The sequence below is a fragment of the Olleya sp. KKT75 genome (assembly GCF_055635485.1).
In genome coordinates this window covers 653488-669882 of record NZ_CM145759.1, presented here as the reverse complement: position 1 = coordinate 669882, position 16395 = coordinate 653488, and the positions used below count along the sequence as shown (strand labels likewise).

The window sequence follows — 16395 nt, the reverse complement described above, 5'->3', positions numbered from 1 at the left end:
ATCCAAAGTACTAAAAAAATAAAACTATCAACCTTTAATGACAAAAAATAACATATTTCTAACGTTTGCACTTGCTCTAATTTTAAGTAATTGCGCCAGTTTTGAAGCACAATACAAGGATGCAGATTCAGCAATTATAGCGTTGCCTAATAAAGCGGTTCATAAAACCTTTTATTTGGTTGGTGATGCCGGTATTTCTCCAGAAAACGGATTTTCTAACGGGTTAAAAGCCTATAAGAATTTCATTAAAAATAAAGACACAAAAGGAGATGTGACACTTTTTTTAGGTGATAATATTTATCCTGCAGGTTTACCCTCAAAGGAACATAAATCGTATAACGAGGCTAAAAATAATATTGAAGCACAAGTTAAATCTGTTAACGATTTTGATGGGCAGGTAGTATTTATCCCTGGCAATCATGATTGGTATGCCAATGGATTACATGGTTTAAAAAATGAAGAGAAATTTATAGAAGAGGCTTTAGGAGAGGATACTTTTAAACCAGAAAATGGTTGCCCTTTAGAAGTTGTTGAGATTAGTGATCAAGTAGAGCTAATTATTATAGATACGCAGTGGTATTTAGAAAACTGGAATAAACACCCAACCATAAATGATGATTGCGAAATAAAAACAAGAGAGCGTTTTTTGCTAGAGTTGGAAGGCGAATTTAAAAAAGCCCAAAACAAAAATGTAGTTGTAGCCATGCATCATCCGATGTATACTAACGGTTCTCATGGTGGTTTTTATACTAAAGACAAACACTTGTTTCCTTTTCAAAGTAATTTGCCTTTACCATTTTTTGCATCTCTAATTACGCAAATTAGAACCCAAGGTGGTGTCTCTATTCAGGATCGTTATAACGAGCGTTATAACAAAATGATGAACCGTATTAAAACCCTAGCCTTAGAGTATCAAAATATTGTATTTACTTCTGGTCACGAGCATACGTTGCAGTATATTGAAGATAGCGGTATCAAGCAAATAGTATCGGGTTCTGGGTCTAAAAGTTCTGGTGCGTCTTTAAGTCATAATGGATTGTTTGCTTCAGGACAACAAGGGTTTGCTACATTAACAATGTTTGAAGATGGTAGTAGTTATGTTAGCTTTTATGGCGAAGATAATGAACAAGCAAAACTGTTGTTTACAAAACAAGTATTAGATAAAAAAGCTGCAGAATATGATCTGTCGCAATTACCAGATAGTTTTCCAACAACAACGCAAGCGTCTATTTATTCAAAAGAAGAAACAGATAAAACAGGGGTGTATCAAGCATTATTTGGGGAAAAATATAGAGCGTTATACAGTCAGAAAATTGAAGTACCTGTAGCTACTTTAGATACACTTTATGGTGGGTTAGAAATTGTAAGAGAAGGCGGAGGGCATCAAACCCGCTCTTTAAGATTGCAAACCAAAGATGGGCGTCAGTTAAATATGAGAGCATTACGTAAAAGTGCAACACAATATTTGCAGACCGTTTTATTTAAAGAAACGTATTTAAGTGATGATTTTGATAAAACTAAAGTCGAAGATTTAATATTAGATTTTTACACAGCAGCGCATCCCTACGCGTTTTCTGTAGTTCCGGATTTATCTCATGCAGCAGATGTATACCATACCAATCCAAAATTATATTATATACCAAAACACAAATATTTAAAGGATTATAATTACAATTATGGAGGCGAATTGTATTTAATTGAAGAACGTCCAGAAGACAATTATTCTGACGAAAAAAACTTTGGTTATGCGGATGATATTGAAAGCACACATGATATTATTAAGAAAATCCGTAAAGATGAAAAATATAAAATAGACGAAAATGCATTTGTTAGAGCGCGTTTATTTGATATGCTTTTAGGAGATTGGGATAGACACCAAGACCAGTGGCGTTGGGCACAATTTAATCAAGAAAATGGAGATAAATTATATAAGCCAATACCAAGAGATAGAGATCAAGTGTTTTCTAATTTTGATGGTGCCATCTTAGATGTAATGCGTTTTATTTCTGGATCAACTAAGCAATTACAAGTCTATGATGCCGAGTTAAAGGACATCAAATGGATGAATAGTGCTGGAATAAAATTGGATAAAGTGTTAATCCAAAAATCGGATAAATCGGTTTGGTTAAAGCAAGCGCAATACTTAATAGATCATATTACAGACGATGTGATAGAAGAGGCATTTAGTAAAGTGCCAGAAGAAGCTCAAGACCAATCATTACAACAAATTAAAACCTTTTTGAAAGGAAGACGTTCTAATTTGTTAGATATAGCGGGACGTTATTCGGATTATTTAAACGAATTAGTCATACTTACCGGAACAGATAAAGACGATTATATTGAAGTAAAAAGAATTGGTGATAACGAAACTCAAGTCATAATTTCTAGAATTAAAAAAGGAAAGAAAGCAGATGTTATTGTTGATCGTACGTTTAATAAAAACATCACTAAAGAGTTATGGATTTATGCACTTGATGATGATGATGTTATTGAAGTAACGGGAAAGGCTAATAACTTGATTTTTACAAGAATTATTGGTGGTCAAAATAATGACGAATATATTATTAACAACGGAAGACGCGTACGTATTTATGACCACGAGTCTAAGCCTAATACGATAACTAAAAATAATGGAGCCAGAATAAAATTCACGGATGTTTATAACAATAACTTGTTTGATTTTCAGAAAAACATAGTTAAAACCAGTGTCTTAACACCAAGTTTGGGATATAATCCGGATGATGGTTTTAAAGTTGGTTTTGGATTAAATTATACTATCAAAGGGTTTACTCGTAATCCATACTCGCAACAACATCGTTTTAACGCGGGATACTTTTTTGCAACTAGTGGGTTTAGTGTGAACTATGATGGCGAGTTTGCTAATCTTTTTGGAGATTGGAATTTGCATGTCGCAGGTCAAGTAACTAGTGAGAATTTTACAAATAACTTTTTTGGATACGGTAACCAAACCGTTAATAATGACGATGTTTTAGAATTAGATTATAATCGAATTAAAACAAGTACTTATGCGGCAAGTGTTGGTATATTGAAAAAAGGTGATTTTGGATCAGACTACGGTGCTAAATTATTAACTGAAGCTATTGAAATTGGAGAAACACCAAACCGTTTTATTGAAACTTTAGAGCCATCTACAACAAACGACGATTTTTATAAACGACGTGTATTTGTAGGCTTAGAAGGTAACTTTAATTATCAGAGTTTTGATAATGCATCTAATCCAACACGAGGGATGACTTTAGGTTTGGATGTAGGGGCAAAAACCGAGATAAACGATTCTAAGTTTACTTATGGTTACATAAATTCTGAGTTAGGGTTTTACAATGCGTTGTCAACTAATAGAAAATTAGTATTAAAAACCGATGTGCGTTCTCAATTGCGTTTTGGTGACGATTTGGTATTTTATCAAGCAGCAAATATTGGTGGTAACAATGGATTAAGAGGGTATAGATTGCAGCGTTTTACTGGGCAGAACAGTTTGACCAGTAGTGCAGATGTGCGTTATAGTTTTAATCAGTTTAAAACACGTGCGTTACCATTACAATTAGGTGTTTTTGTTGGTGGAGATGTTGGGCGTGTGTGGCTTAAAAACGGAGATTCTAAAGTATGGCATAATGATTATGGATTAGGGTTTTGGGTAACTGCAGCAGATAGTGTTTCTGGGACTTTTAACTTTTTTAATAGTGAAGAAGGTTTACGATTTTCTTTTGGATTTGGGTTGAATTTTTAACAACCAATACATGAAAAATATAATAGTCAGTGGGTTTGAATATTTAAAAAAGCTAGAAAGTAAAATAGCGTTTTATCCAACGGTTTATAGCTTAGTTGGTGTAGGCTTTGCTTTTTTTATGTTTTACATAGAAAATAAAGGGGTTTCTGCCTATTTAATGGATCATGTTCCTTTACTGGTTATTAATAATACAGAAACTGCTTTTAGTATTTTAACCACGTTTATTGCTGGGTTAATTTCAATAATGGTGTTTAGTTTTTCGATGGTTATGGTTTTACTTAATCAAGCGTCAAGTAATTTTTCGCCAAGAGTATTGCCAGGTTTGATTTCTAATAAACGCCATCAAAAAATATTAGGTATTTACAATGCAACGTTACTGTATTGTATATTCACAATGGTTTCAATAGAGCCTGATGGTGATAAATATCAATTACCAGGTTTTTCAGTGTTATTGGCTATTGTTTTAATGGTCGTTTGTTTGGGGGCTTTTATTTATTTTATTCATTCTATTTCTCAAGAAATTCAAGTGCATAATATAATGCAGCGTATTTTTTCTGAAGCAAAAAACAGATTAGACCAACTTATTACATCAGAAAAGAATGGTGATCATGATTTTCCTGACACTGATAATTGGACGACTTATAATTCGGTTTCAACCGGTTTTTTACAAGATATAATATTAGACCCTGTGTTAGAGTTTGCTAAAAATAACAATTGCAAATGCCATGTGGTAGCCATAAAAGGACAGTATATCTATAAGGATAAACCCTTATTTAAATGTAATGCAGAAATAGACGAAGAGGCTCTTGATGATTTATTAAGCTTTTTTCAGTTTTCTAGAGATGAAGTTATTGAAGATAATTATGTTTTAGGGTTTAAACAAATTACCGAGATTGCAGTAAAAGCAATGTCGCCAGGGATAAATGATCCCGGAACTACAGAAATTGCAATAGATTATTTAACAGAATTATTTGAAAAAAGAATGCAGAAGCAAGATGTTAGTATTTTACAACATAATGATGATGCCTTGATTAAAATTAATTCGGTAAGTTTTAAAGACCTATTATTTTCTGTTTTAGCACCAATTAGGACTTATGCCAAGCATGATGTTGTAGTAGTGGTTAAATTAATGCATATGCTTAATCACTTAGCTTTTACGGTTGGTTGTAATAATAAAACCTATGTTAATGCTGTGCATGAAGAGGCTAGTAAGCTTTTTGAAGATGCTAAAAAGGCAATTACTAATCCAGAGGACGTAAAGCTAATTACGCTTCAATTAAAGCCCTTTAATTTATAGTTTAAAGCTGTAAATGTTGTTTCCATCTTTTCCAGAATCTTCATCAGTAATATAAACTGTTTTGTTGTCTTTAAAGCAAATGCCTTCCTTTTGGCTGTCGTGTTTTAAATCTATTTTGGACACAACACCTTCAAAAAAGTTATCTGTATTATATTCCGTTAAGGTCCATATGCGATCATGATTTAATAGTACAACGGTTTTGCCATCAGGACTTATGTCTGCAGAGGTTACACGTGTGTCTTTTCCTTTTAATTCATATTCTGTAATGTAAGTAGCTACATGTTCTCCTACTTTGTTCGGGACTTTAAGAAGCATTGTCTTTTTGTTCTCTTTACTAAAAACATAAAAGCTGTCTTTCCATAAAAAAAACGATTCAAAATCTTCTGATTTTACATCTTTTGGTAATGTAAAACTAATCGTTAATGCTTCGGTTTTATGATCCACATTTGCTAAGTTTTCAATTTTATAGATGAAGAATTTTTTTCGTTTTCTAGAGTTATTTCCAAGATCACCTATGTATAAATTGCCTTCAGTATCGCTAGCTAAATCTTCCCAGTCTTGATTTTTAATGTTATTAACATCAATGTCTTTAACAATGTCACCTTTTAAATCTAAACCGTAAATATTATTATTGTTTCCGGCGTCTTGTATGGTCCAAATTAAATTAGAGTTTGTAACCATTTGTGCTGCAGAAGCTTCTTCTAAATCATTATCAATAGACCCAACTACAGTTAGTTTTCCGGTGTTGCATGACATAAAAAGTAATGCTGAAACTAGTATTGGTTTTAATTGAAATGTCATAAATTGTGATGATTTTAAATTCAAATAAATATAAGCATATATCAAACCAAATGTAGTTTTGGAATCTTAAAATATTGATAAAATTAATGAGTAAATTTCTTAAAATTGGCCACCGTGGCGCTAAAGGTTATGTTACGGAAAACACGTTAGAGTCTATTGTAAAAGCTATAGATTTAGGTGTTGATGGTGTGGAGATTGATGTGCATGTCTGTAAAACAGGAGAGCTAGTTGTTTTTCATGATTTTATTTTAGATCGTATTACAAATGGGGTAGGTGCAATAGCTAATTTGACTTTAAAAGATATTAAAAAATTAAAAGTAGATAATCAATTTAAGATACCAACTTTAATAGAAGTGTTGGATTTAATTGATAATACTATTGTAATAAATATTGAATTAAAAGGCGAAGGAACTGCAATTGCAACAGATCATATTGTTAAAGATTATATAGATAATAAAGGATGGGCTTTGGATAATATTATAGTTAGTAGTTTTAAGCATTCCGTATTACTTGAGCTTTACAATATAAATCCTAATATTCCATTAGGTGTATTGACAGAAGATAATTTTAGTGAGGCTTTAGCATTTGCGAATGTTATAAAAGCGAAAGCAATTCATCCTAAATTTTCCTTGTTAACCAAACTTAATGTTGCGCAAGCTCAAGCATTAGGGTATAAGATTAATACATGGACGGTTAATACAAAACAAGATATAAAACAAGCCATTAGCTATCAAGTAGATGCTATAATTAGTGATTTTCCAGACAGATTATGAAACAGTACGATGTAATTATTATAGGAGGCGGAGCAGCAGGTTTTTTTGCTGCAGTAAACATTGGAGAGCTACATCCTAACCTAAAAGTAGCCATATTAGAAAGAGGTAAAGATGTCCTTGGTAAAGTTAAAGTGTCAGGTGGTGGGCGTTGCAATGTGACGCATGCCGAGTTTATCCCACAAGAATTAACGACGTATTACCCTAGAGGGGAAAAAGAGCTATTGGGGCCTTTTCATACTTTTATGACAGGAGATACTATGGGCTGGTTTGAAGCGCGTGGTGTACCACTAAAGATTGAAGATGATGGACGTATCTTTCCAACCAGTAATAACTCTCAAACTATTATAGATTGTTTTTTAAATGAAGCGGATAAGCACAATGTTGATGTGTTGACTAATCAATCTGTGATAAGTTTTGAAAAAATAAATACGCAATGGAGTATTAGCACTAAAACAGATCAGTTTTTAGCAAATAAATTAATAGTTGCAACTGGAAGTAATCCAAAAATATGGTCTTTTTTACAGCAATTAGAACATACTATTATAAAGCCTGTTCCATCATTATTTACGTTTAATATTAACGATCAACGTATAAAAGATATTCCTGGTGTAGTCGCTCAGAATGTTACAGTAAAAGTCGTTGATTCTAAATTAGAATCTTCTGGGCCATTATTGATTACTCATTGGGGGATGAGTGCACCTTCAATTTTAAAGCTATCTGCTTTTGGAGCTTTAGAGTTAGCAAAAAGAGATTATAAATTTGATATTGAAGTTAATTTTATTAATCAAGAATTTGAAACAGCGTTGTCAGATTTAAAAGACATCAAACAGGACTTGTCTAAAAAAACGGTGTTTAAAGCAACACAATTTGATTTGCCAAAACGCCTATGGAAAACACTAGTTTTAGCTGCAGATATTACGGAAGATAATAGATGGGCAGATCTTAATAAAATACAATTAGAGGCCTTAGCTGGACAATTAACAAAAGCTGTTTTTAAGGTAGATGGAAAAAGCACATTTAAAGAAGAGTTTGTTACTGCAGGAGGAATAGATCTTAAAGAAGTTAATTTTAAAAATTACCAAAGTAAGGTCCATGATAACTTATATTTTGCTGGCGAAATAATTAACGTAGATGCAGTTACTGGTGGTTTTAACTTTCAAAATGCATGGACAAGCGCCTATATTGTAGCTAAAAATATAGATAATTAGCATGCAAAAATATATTGCGTTTTTAAGAGGTATTAACGTTGGTGGTCATAATAAACTACCAATGCAAGATTTAAGAGCGCTTATGGATTTGTTAGGATTTTTAGAGGTGAAAACCTATATTCAAACGGGTAATATTGTGTTTAAGTCGGATGTAACAGATATAGCTATAATAACCTCTAAGATTGAAGCGGGTATTGAAAATAGTTTTGGTTTTAAAATCCCCGTTTTAGTTAAAACACCAAAACAAGTGGCGCTAATTTTAGAGAATTATCCCTTTAGCGAAACTGAAAAACAAACCAGTTATTTTGCATTATTGTACACAAAAGTAGGTCGCAATCAAAAACAATTGATCACGACCTTTAGTTTTTTAAACGAAAAATTTAAGCTTATAAATGATTGTGTGTATTTATATTCTAGTACAGGTTACGGTAGGGCAAAAGCCAATAATAATTTTTTAGAAAAAAAATTAGAAATCTCGGTAACTACCAGAAATTTTAAAACACTAACAAAGTTACTCGCATTAAGTGAGGCTTAATTAACGTTGGTTTTTAATACAATCCCAAGACATAGCAATAGCAGTCTTTAAGTCGTCTCCTTCCATGTCTAATTCTCCTTTAGTTTTTAACCAAACTGCAGATACAACATTACCATAAGCATATTGTAAAACTAATCGTAATGGGGCATCTCTAAGATGTTTGTCTTTGATACCATTTAAAAAGAAATCTCTTACAGAAGAAAAATGGACTACTGTTTTGTCCATAACTTCCTTAGAAATAATAGGAGGGACACCAATAAACTCTACAAATTGAAAAGCAAGAGGATTACCAATAAAGTAGTTATATAAATTCAACCACATCGCTTCGTATTGTTTTTGGAAACCTTCATTTGGTAGGTTTGCCATCAAAACAACGCCGTAATCTTGATAAATCATATTATAGATCTCTTCAATAATTTGATTTTTGTTTTCAAAATAGTGATATATTGTTCCTACTGCAACATTAGCCTCTCGGGCAACCTGTGACATTGGCGTAGCGTGTACACCTTGTTTTACCACTAGCTCAAGCATAGTGATAATTATACGTTGTTTCTTGTCCATGAAATAGACTTGTTATAATCGGTAAATTAGCTAAAAGCGAAGTTTTAAGGGAACCTTTTTACCTATTGTTAGTTATTAAATATAGTAAATAAAACTCAGTTTTTATCAGAAACTGAACGATTATTCGGTAGCAAAATTAAGAATTTATATAAAATAATAGACCTATCTTTGCTAAAACTTATAAAATAAATGAATTCAACTCGTTTTAAACTAGGTAAATACACGAATACTCTTACAAGCGGATCAGCGTCTTGGTCGTCTCCAAGTAACATTGCTTTAGTTAAATATTGGGGAAAAAAGGAACATCAAATTCCGGAAAACCCTAGTATTAGTTTCACTTTGGATGCCTGTAAAACAATTACCGAAATAAAATTTGAGAAAAGAGAAGGTGATCAATCTACTTTTTCATTTGAAGTTTTTTTAGATGATATGCCAAAACCAGATTTTCATCCTAAAATTGAAACTTTTTTCAATCGTATTGAAGCATATTTACCCTTCTTAAAAGAATTTCATTTTACAATACATACGCAAAACACGTTTCCGCACAGTTCAGGGATCGCGTCTTCAGCATCAGGAATGAGTGCTTTGGCTTTGTGTTTAATGAGTATTGAAAAACAATTAAATCCTACATTATCGGATTCAGATTTTATTCAAAAAGCTTCATTTTTAGCCAGATTAGGGTCAGGAAGTGCTTGCAGAAGTTTGGAAGGTGATTTAGTTGTTTGGGGTGCACATCCAGAAATAGAAGGAAGTAACGATCTTTTTGGTGTTAAATATCCATATAAAGTACATGATAATTTTAAAAATTATCAGGATACTATTTTGTTGGTTGATAAAGGCGAGAAGCAAGTCAGTAGTACAATAGGACATAATTTAATGCATGGTCATCCCTTTGCTAAGCAACGTTTTGATCAAGCAGTAGGTAATATTTCAAAAATTAAAAACATATTAGAATCTGGAGATTTAGAAGCTTTTATTGCTTTAGTGGAGAGTGAAGCATTAACCCTTCATGCCATGATGATGACCAGTATGCCTTATTTTATATTAATGAAACCAAACACTCTAGAGATTATTAATAAAATCTGGAGTTTTAGACAAGAGACAGGTTTGCCAATCAGTTTTACATTAGATGCAGGAGCAAATGTACACGTGTTATATCCAGAAAAAGATGCAGACCAAATTTTAGAATTCATTAAATCACAGTTAGTTGCATATTGCCAAAACGGTCACTATATTTGTGATAAAATTGGTTTTGGAGCAAAACAGTCGTAACTTTATAAAATCAATGATTTAGATAGCATATGAAAGGCCCTTTATTTTATTCAAAAATTTTATTGTTCGGAGAGTACGGAATTATTAAAGACTCTAAAGGACTGTCTATACCTTATAACTTTTATAATGGTGCACTTAAAACGGAAGAAAATCCGTCTGAAGAGGCTATAAAATCTAATAAAAGTTTGAAACGCTTTGCGGACTATCTTGCAAAAGTTGATAGTGATTTGGTGGTGTTTGATATTAAAACATTAAAATCAGATGTTGAAGCAGGTATGTATTTTGACTCATCAATCCCACAAGGATATGGTGTAGGAAGTAGCGGAGCACTTGTTGCAGCTATTTATGATAAATATGCTCAAGATAAAATTACAGTTTTAGAAAATTTAACTAGGGAAAAATTATTAATTCTTAAATTGGTTTTTGCTGAAATGGAATCTTTTTTCCATGGTAAGTCGTCTGGTTTAGATCCATTAAATAGTTATTTAAGTTTACCAATTTTAATAAACTCTCAAGAAAATATTGAAGCTACAGGTATCCCCACGCAAAGTAGTGATGGGCAAGGTGCTGTGTTTTTATTAGATTCTGGTATTATTGGCGAAACAGCACCAATGGTAAGCATTTTTATGGAAAGCATGAAGCAAGAAGGGTTTAGAAAAATGCTTAAAACACAGTTTATAAAACATACAGATGCTTGTGTTGACGATTTCTTAAAAGGCGATATAAAATCGTTGTTTAAAAATACCAAGCAATTATCTAAAGTGGTGCTAAATAATTTTAAACCGATGATTCCTGCTCAGTTTCATGAGTTATGGAAAAACGGAATCGAAACTAATGACTACTATTTAAAACTTTGTGGTTCTGGCGGTGGGGGTTATATTTTAGGTTTTACACCAGATATTAAAAAAGCAGAACAAGCACTAAAGGACTATAAATTAGAAGTTGTTTATAATTTTTAAAATTAATTTGAGATGGAAACAACGTTAAATGATTTTTCAATAGGTTTATTTTTAATGCAAATACTTGGTTTTCTTTTGAGTTTTGCCATTTTATTTATTGTTTATAAGGTTTTAAGAAAATTCTTATCAAATAAATAATTAATGTTTACCAGAAAACAAAAACATCTTTACTTAAAGTTTTTTAGTATGTTTTCTGTAGTTAGAGGCTATAATATTCTTATTATAGTTATTGCTCAGTACTTAGCATCTATTTACATCTTTGCATCCGATAAACCATTAAAACAAGTATTGTTTGATGTTAATTTATTAATGCTAGTTTTAGCCACAGGAGCTGTTATTGCAGGTGGTTATATTATCAATAATTTTTACGATTCTGAAAAGGACTTAATTAATAGGCCTAATAAGACAATGTTAGATAAGTTGGTTAGTCAAAATACTAAGTTGTCTTTCTATTTTGTGCTTAATTTTTCAGCAGTTGTTATGGCTAGCTACGTTTCTTTTAAGCCCGTATTATTCTTTTCATTTTACATATTCGCTATTTGGTTTTATTCGCATAAGTTAAAAAAGAGACCTATTGTTGGTAATATTGTTTCGGCTATTCTAACCTTGACACCTTTTTTTGTCATTTTTGTGTATTACTATAATTTTAAGTCAGTTATTTTGGTACACGCCACCTTTTTATTTCTTATAATTTTTATAAGAGAGTTAACTAAAGATTTAGAGAATATAAAAGGAGATCTGACTTTAAATTATAGAACCGTACCTATTGTTTATGGCGAAAAAATGTCCAAAAAAATAATATCGTTTTTAGTTATAGCAACCTTATTTCCGGTGTATTTTTTAATTACCAGATTTGATATAGGACAGATGTACCTCTATTTTTACATGTGTGAAATTTTATTAATTATTTATCTAGTACTACTTTGGAGATCAAGCACAAAGACACAATACTTGTGGCTTCATAATATTTTAAAATTTATTATTGTAGCAGGTGTTTTTAGTATCTTGTTAATTGATATTGATTTAGTTTTAAACCGAATACTTTAAAAACATGGAACACACTTTAAAAGTGGCTATAGCCCAAATTACACCTGTACTTTTAAATAAACTAGAAACACTTAAAAAAGTAGAACAATCTATAATTGATGCAGCACATGTTGGATCAGAATTAATTGTTTTTGGAGAAGCTTTAGTGCCAGGTTATCCGTTTTGGGTGGCATTAACTGGGGGAGCAGAATGGGATACTAAAGTTAATAAAGAGTTGCATGCGACGTATGTTAAAAATTCTATCCAGATAGAGGCGGGAGAGTTAGATCGTATTTGTGATCTTGCTAAAACTAACAACATTGCGGTTTATTTAGGTATTATGGAACGCGCCAAAAATAGAGGCGGTCATAGTATTTATGCTTCTCTTGTATATATTGACGCTACAGGAGTTATTAAATCTGTGCATAGAAAATTACAACCAACCTATGATGAGCGATTAACTTGGGCGCCTGGTGACGGTAACGGTTTGCAAGTGCATCCTTTAAAACAATTTACAGTAGGAGGTCTAAATTGTTGGGAGAATTGGATGCCATTACCAAGAACTGCATTATATGGTTTAGGGGAAAATCTTCATATTGCTGTTTGGCCAGGAAGTGATCATAATACTAAAGATATCACTCGTTTTATTGCAAGGGAATCAAGAAGTTATGTGATTTCGGCTTCAAGCCTTATGACTAAAAAAGATTTTCCTGAAAGTACACCGCATTTAGATACCATTTTAACTAATGCTCCGGAGGTGTTAGCTAATGGTGGAAGTTGCATTGCTGGACCTGATGGCGAATGGATTATTGAACCTGTTTTGCATAAAGAAGGGTTGATTACTGCTACTTTAGATTTTAATCGCGTGTTGGAAGAACGTCAGAATTTTGACGTTGTTGGACACTACTCTAGACCAGATGTTACCAAGCTAACAGTGAATAGACAAAGACAATCTACAGTCGAGTTTAACGATTAAGAATCTTTTTAATTTATAATCAAAAAAACATTGTAAATTTGCACAAAATTATATCATGAGTAAAGCACGCGAAGGAAAGGACAAAGGAAAAGGGAAAGCTAAGCCAAGAGCACCTTTTAGACCTAAAAAAAGAGGGAAAGATGTTGCCGATGAGTCATCTAAGCCTGCTTTTGATAAAAAACCTGGACAGAAAAGAGTTTCTATTCCAGGCGAAATACGTTTAAATAAATACGTTGCCAATTCTGGTATGTGTTCTCGTAGAGAAGCAGATCAGCATATTGCAATGGGATTAGTGTCTGTTAACGGTAAAGTAGTCGTTGAAATGGGCTATAAAGTAAAGTTAGAAGACGAGGTGCGTTACGATGGAGCAAGAATAAATCCAGAAAAAAAGGCTTACGTTTTATTAAACAAGCCAAAAGGATTTGCAACTACTACTAGTGACCAGAAAGGTAAAACGGTAATGGATTTAGTCGGTAATTCTACAAGTTCTAGAATTAAACCAATTGGACGTTTAGGACGTAACTCTACCGGGTTATTGTTGTTTACTAATGACGAAAAAGTTGTTGCTCGTTTTACAAATTCTAATAAAGGAGTTGAGCGTTTATTTCATTTAGAGTTGGATAAAAACTTAAAAATGGAAGACATGAAGAAGATTAGAGAAGGATTTAAAGTAGAAGGTAAATCTGTAAAAGTTGAAGAAATTGACTACGTAAATAATACTAAAAACGAAGTTGGTGTAAAAATAAAGAATACAGGTAATACTATTTTACATACTATTTTTGAACACTTAAAATATGAGTTAGTAAGAATAGATTGTGTACAGATAGCACATTTAACTAAAAAAGATATTCCTAGAGGTAACTGGAAAATTTTAACGGAACAAGAAGTTAACACCCTTAAGATGTTATAATAACAGTTTATAATCTTAGATTATAAAATCATATAAAAAAAGCAAAATTCTAATATTAGAATTTTGCTTTTTTTTGTTTAATCAATTATACTAAAGCACCATTGGCGCCAATAACTTGACCAGAGATCCATTTGGAGTCATCACTAGCTAAAAACAAAACGACTTTAGCGATGTCTATTGGTTTTGCTAATCTGTTAAAAGCATTCATGCTACTTAGTTTATCTATAAATTCTTGTGATTTTCCTTTTAAAAATAACTCAGTTTCTGTAGCGCCTGGTGCAATTGCATTTACGGATATTCCTCTTCCAATTTCTTTTGAAAATACGCGCGTTATTTGCTCTACAGCAGCTTTAGAAGCCGAATAAAGGGCGTAGGTTGGAAACATTAATTTTACTGTGCTTGATGAAACGTTTATAATAATTCCATTATCGGCTAACTTACTGTCTGCTTCTTGTAGCGTATTAAAGACACCTTTAACATTGATGTTAAACTGCTTATTAAAATCGTCTTGTGTGTTATCCTTGATTTTTTTTGAAATCATTACACCTGCATTGTTTATTAAAACATCAATTTTACCATATTGCGCTATAGCTTGATCAAATAATCTAGTAACATCTTCTCGGTTACTTACATCTGCTTTTATCGCTATTGCCTCACCGTTATTGTCTTTTATACTTTGTACAGTGTCCGAAGCTTCTTTTTCGCTATTAGAATGATTTACAATTATTTTAGCTCCGTTTTTGGCTAATAATTGTGCTATTTCTTTACCAATTCCTCTAGAAGAACCAGTAACTATGATGACTTTGTTTTCTAATGTCATGTGTTTTGATATTATGAGTTATTAATTTAGGATGATACTTATTTTAAAGCTATTAATTGATCTGTAATTAAAGCTAAATCTGAGGCTATAATTTCGGGATTTTCTGCTAATGGATATAATTGTGCTCCTGGTCTACTAATAAATGCACCACGCCAATTGGCCCAAAGTGCTCCTGCAATATCCCAACCATGGGCAGCAACTAACAGGCATTCTTCAGGTTTTATTTGCATTTTTCTTGCAGCCCAAATGTAAGCATCTACGTGTGGTTTAAATTTACCGATGTCTTCTACACTTAGTCTTTCATCAAAATAATTTAATAAGCCTGAGTTTTTAAATTGTGTTTCTACACCTTTATTAGAAGAGTTTGTAAAAGATACCAATTTGTAACCTGCATCCTTTAATTTTTGTAAACTAGCTTTTACTTCAGGATGTGCTGGTAATGATCTTATAGGGCCTAGGATAGAAGCTTTAGCTTGAGCTTCGGTTAACGTAATTCCGTTGTTGGCAGCTACCATTTGTAGGGCAGCAGCACCTATAATACCAAAATCGTTATATTGGTTTCCAACTGTACTTACTAAGGAGTATTGTAACATGGTTGTAAACCAAAGGGATAATAAATCTTTTCGGCCACCTAACACTTGCCCCACACTATCTTTCATAGCGGTAAGATCTAATAACGTCTCGTTGACATCAAAAAATATAACTTTAGGTCTTTGGGCTATTGTTATAGTGTCTTGCGTATTTTCAGTTGATGTTGAAAAGGCTAGGTGGGGCGCTACTAAACTTGCTAATGCTGCCTTTTTAATAAAATCTCGTCTTTTGTTTTGTTCTTTCTTCATATATAATTATTTAAAACATACTACATGGTATGTTTTGTTTTAAAAAAAATTACGCTTTAATTTGTTTTAGGTATAACGATAATCCATCGATATATTGGTCTAGAATATCATCAGTATCATACAGCTTTCTGATGCCACGTATCCCTTCAAAAGCACTTATTAAATACACGGCTATAGCTTTACTTGATAGTGTTTTGCTAATGGTGTTTTCTTTTTGCCCTCTATCTATTAAGGTTATTAATGCCGCTTTCCAATCCTCAATAATACGTCGTAAAGCTAATTGGTAGGCAACTTCAAGATCACCAACTTCATTTATAAAATTATTCATGGGACAACCATGCTGTTTGTCGTAAACTGGAAATGATTTTAAGCGGTCTAAAAACGTAGTCTCTAAAATCTGTAAAGCATTACCAGATTGGTACAATGGTGTAATCATACCTTTGTAAACACGTTGTTGCACTTTTAGACTTATGACTGCTAGCCCAAGTTCTTTTTTGTTTTTGTAATGATGATAAAAAGCACCTTTAGTTAACTTTGTTGCTTTCATTATCTTATCTACGCTAGTGGTTTTAAAACCATTTTCGTAAAACAATGTAAACGACTTGTCTAAGATTATTTGTTTGGTAAGTTCTGATTTTTCGTTTTGCAACATGTTACAAATGTATATTTA

At 32.3% G+C, this 16395-nt stretch carries 15 protein-coding genes; 10 read left to right on the top strand and 5 right to left on the bottom strand.

From position 1 onward, the window contains the following. Positions 1 to 37 precede the first annotated feature (37 nt). Both ACZ2G2_RS02990 and ACZ2G2_RS02985 read left to right on the top strand, forming a co-directional pair. Positions 38 to 3748 carry a metallophosphoesterase gene (locus tag ACZ2G2_RS02990; RefSeq protein ID WP_470393900.1) on the top strand — a complete coding sequence of 1237 codons (3711 nt, stop codon included), beginning with the start codon at positions 38 to 40 and terminating at the stop codon, positions 3746 to 3748. Between the two features lie 10 nt (positions 3749 to 3758). After that, positions 3759 to 5045: a DUF2254 domain-containing protein gene (locus ACZ2G2_RS02985; RefSeq protein WP_470393899.1), complete on the top strand. Its 1287-nt coding sequence runs from the start codon at positions 3759 to 3761 to the stop codon at positions 5043 to 5045. Here the strand turns inward: ACZ2G2_RS02985 and ACZ2G2_RS02980 are convergent. Continuing rightward, positions 5040 to 5846, bottom strand: coding sequence for a hypothetical protein (locus tag ACZ2G2_RS02980; RefSeq protein ID WP_470393897.1), 807 nt, complete (start codon positions 5844 to 5846; stop codon positions 5040 to 5042). The genes ACZ2G2_RS02985 and ACZ2G2_RS02980 overlap by 6 nt on opposite strands. A gap of 86 nt (positions 5847 to 5932) precedes the next feature. On the opposite strand from ACZ2G2_RS02980, the gene ACZ2G2_RS02975 reads away from it, so the two are divergent. Genes ACZ2G2_RS02975 through ACZ2G2_RS02965 form a run of 3 tightly spaced genes read left to right on the top strand, consistent with a single transcriptional unit; the run spans position 5933 to position 8362 of the window. Beyond that, entirely contained in the window at positions 5933 to 6619 is a 687-nt protein-coding gene (locus ACZ2G2_RS02975; RefSeq protein ID WP_470393895.1) for a glycerophosphodiester phosphodiesterase, read from the top strand. Then, on the top strand, positions 6616 to 7827 hold the full coding sequence (locus tag ACZ2G2_RS02970; RefSeq protein WP_470393893.1) for a BaiN/RdsA family NAD(P)/FAD-dependent oxidoreductase: 1212 nt from the start codon (positions 6616 to 6618) through the stop codon (positions 7825 to 7827). Before ACZ2G2_RS02975 ends, ACZ2G2_RS02970 begins: the two co-directional genes overlap by 4 nt. A 1-nt stretch (position 7828) precedes the next feature. Further along, a complete protein-coding gene (locus ACZ2G2_RS02965) occupies positions 7829 to 8362 on the top strand; it encodes a DUF1697 domain-containing protein (protein WP_470393892.1) in 534 nt (177 codons plus the stop codon). Here the strand turns inward: ACZ2G2_RS02965 and ACZ2G2_RS02960 are convergent, their stop codons facing one another. Beyond that, positions 8363 to 8923: a TetR/AcrR family transcriptional regulator gene (locus ACZ2G2_RS02960; RefSeq protein WP_090837755.1), complete on the bottom strand. Its 561-nt coding sequence runs from the start codon at positions 8921 to 8923 to the stop codon at positions 8363 to 8365. Positions 8924 to 9112: 189 nt separating this feature from the next. Between ACZ2G2_RS02960 and ACZ2G2_RS02955 the strand changes: the two genes are divergently transcribed. From ACZ2G2_RS02955 to ACZ2G2_RS02935, 5 genes are all read left to right on the top strand, one after another. Continuing rightward, positions 9113 to 10195, top strand: coding sequence for a diphosphomevalonate decarboxylase (locus ACZ2G2_RS02955; protein WP_470393890.1), 1083 nt, complete (start codon positions 9113 to 9115; stop codon positions 10193 to 10195). Between the two features lie 29 nt (positions 10196 to 10224). Then, positions 10225 to 11154, top strand: a complete 930-nt coding sequence (locus tag ACZ2G2_RS02950) for a mevalonate kinase family protein (RefSeq protein ID WP_470393888.1) — start codon at positions 10225 to 10227, stop codon at positions 11152 to 11154. Between the two features lie 141 nt (positions 11155 to 11295). Continuing rightward, a complete protein-coding gene (locus tag ACZ2G2_RS02945) occupies positions 11296 to 12201 on the top strand; it encodes a geranylgeranylglycerol-phosphate geranylgeranyltransferase (protein ID WP_101204000.1) in 906 nt (301 codons plus the stop codon). A gap of 4 nt (positions 12202 to 12205) precedes the next feature. Further along, positions 12206 to 13156 carry a carbon-nitrogen hydrolase family protein gene (locus ACZ2G2_RS02940; RefSeq protein WP_470393887.1) on the top strand — a complete coding sequence of 317 codons (951 nt, stop codon included), beginning with the start codon at positions 12206 to 12208 and terminating at the stop codon, positions 13154 to 13156. Between the two features lie 55 nt (positions 13157 to 13211). After that, complete coding sequence (locus ACZ2G2_RS02935; protein ID WP_101203998.1) at positions 13212 to 14066, top strand: pseudouridine synthase; 855 nt, start codon at positions 13212 to 13214, stop codon at positions 14064 to 14066. An 85-nt stretch (positions 14067 to 14151) separates the two neighbouring features. Here the strand turns inward: ACZ2G2_RS02935 and ACZ2G2_RS02930 are convergent, their stop codons facing one another. The 3 genes from ACZ2G2_RS02930 to ACZ2G2_RS02920 are packed head-to-tail and all read right to left on the bottom strand — an operon-like array spanning position 14152 to position 16377. Next, positions 14152 to 14886 carry an SDR family oxidoreductase gene (locus tag ACZ2G2_RS02930; protein WP_470393885.1) on the bottom strand — a complete coding sequence of 245 codons (735 nt, stop codon included), beginning with the start codon at positions 14884 to 14886 and terminating at the stop codon, positions 14152 to 14154. 38 nt (positions 14887 to 14924) lie between these two features. Continuing rightward, positions 14925 to 15725, bottom strand: a complete 801-nt coding sequence (locus ACZ2G2_RS02925; RefSeq protein WP_470393883.1) for a haloacid dehalogenase type II — start codon at positions 15723 to 15725, stop codon at positions 14925 to 14927. Positions 15726 to 15774: 49 nt separating this feature from the next. After that, positions 15775 to 16377, bottom strand: coding sequence for a TetR/AcrR family transcriptional regulator (locus ACZ2G2_RS02920; RefSeq protein WP_090837742.1), 603 nt, complete (start codon positions 16375 to 16377; stop codon positions 15775 to 15777). Between the last annotated feature and the right edge of the window lie 18 nt (positions 16378 to 16395).

What these genes read in the sequence shown, in the direction of transcription:
- ACZ2G2_RS02990 (WP_470393900.1), top strand. Translation starts at nt 38, where the DNA reads ATGACAAAAAATAACATATTTCTAACGTTTGCACTTGCTCTAATTTTA.
- ACZ2G2_RS02985 (WP_470393899.1), top strand. Translation starts at nt 3,759, where the DNA reads ATGAAAAATATAATAGTCAGTGGGTTTGAATATTTAAAAAAGCTAGAA.
- ACZ2G2_RS02980 (WP_470393897.1), bottom strand. Translation starts at nt 5,846, where the DNA reads ATGACATTTCAATTAAAACCAATACTAGTTTCAGCATTACTTTTTATG.
- ACZ2G2_RS02975 (WP_470393895.1), top strand. Translation starts at nt 5,933, where the DNA reads ATGAGTAAATTTCTTAAAATTGGCCACCGTGGCGCTAAAGGTTATGTT.
- ACZ2G2_RS02970 (WP_470393893.1), top strand. Translation starts at nt 6,616, where the DNA reads ATGAAACAGTACGATGTAATTATTATAGGAGGCGGAGCAGCAGGTTTT.
- ACZ2G2_RS02965 (WP_470393892.1), top strand. Translation starts at nt 7,829, where the DNA reads ATGCAAAAATATATTGCGTTTTTAAGAGGTATTAACGTTGGTGGTCAT.
- ACZ2G2_RS02960 (WP_090837755.1), bottom strand. Translation starts at nt 8,923, where the DNA reads ATGGACAAGAAACAACGTATAATTATCACTATGCTTGAGCTAGTGGTA.
- ACZ2G2_RS02955 (WP_470393890.1), top strand. Translation starts at nt 9,113, where the DNA reads ATGAATTCAACTCGTTTTAAACTAGGTAAATACACGAATACTCTTACA.
- ACZ2G2_RS02950 (WP_470393888.1), top strand. Translation starts at nt 10,225, where the DNA reads ATGAAAGGCCCTTTATTTTATTCAAAAATTTTATTGTTCGGAGAGTAC.
- ACZ2G2_RS02945 (WP_101204000.1), top strand. Translation starts at nt 11,296, where the DNA reads ATGTTTACCAGAAAACAAAAACATCTTTACTTAAAGTTTTTTAGTATG.
- ACZ2G2_RS02940 (WP_470393887.1), top strand. Translation starts at nt 12,206, where the DNA reads ATGGAACACACTTTAAAAGTGGCTATAGCCCAAATTACACCTGTACTT.
- ACZ2G2_RS02935 (WP_101203998.1), top strand. Translation starts at nt 13,212, where the DNA reads ATGAGTAAAGCACGCGAAGGAAAGGACAAAGGAAAAGGGAAAGCTAAG.
- ACZ2G2_RS02930 (WP_470393885.1), bottom strand. Translation starts at nt 14,886, where the DNA reads ATGACATTAGAAAACAAAGTCATCATAGTTACTGGTTCTTCTAGAGGA.
- ACZ2G2_RS02925 (WP_470393883.1), bottom strand. Translation starts at nt 15,725, where the DNA reads ATGAAGAAAGAACAAAACAAAAGACGAGATTTTATTAAAAAGGCAGCA.
- ACZ2G2_RS02920 (WP_090837742.1), bottom strand. Translation starts at nt 16,377, where the DNA reads ATGTTGCAAAACGAAAAATCAGAACTTACCAAACAAATAATCTTAGAC.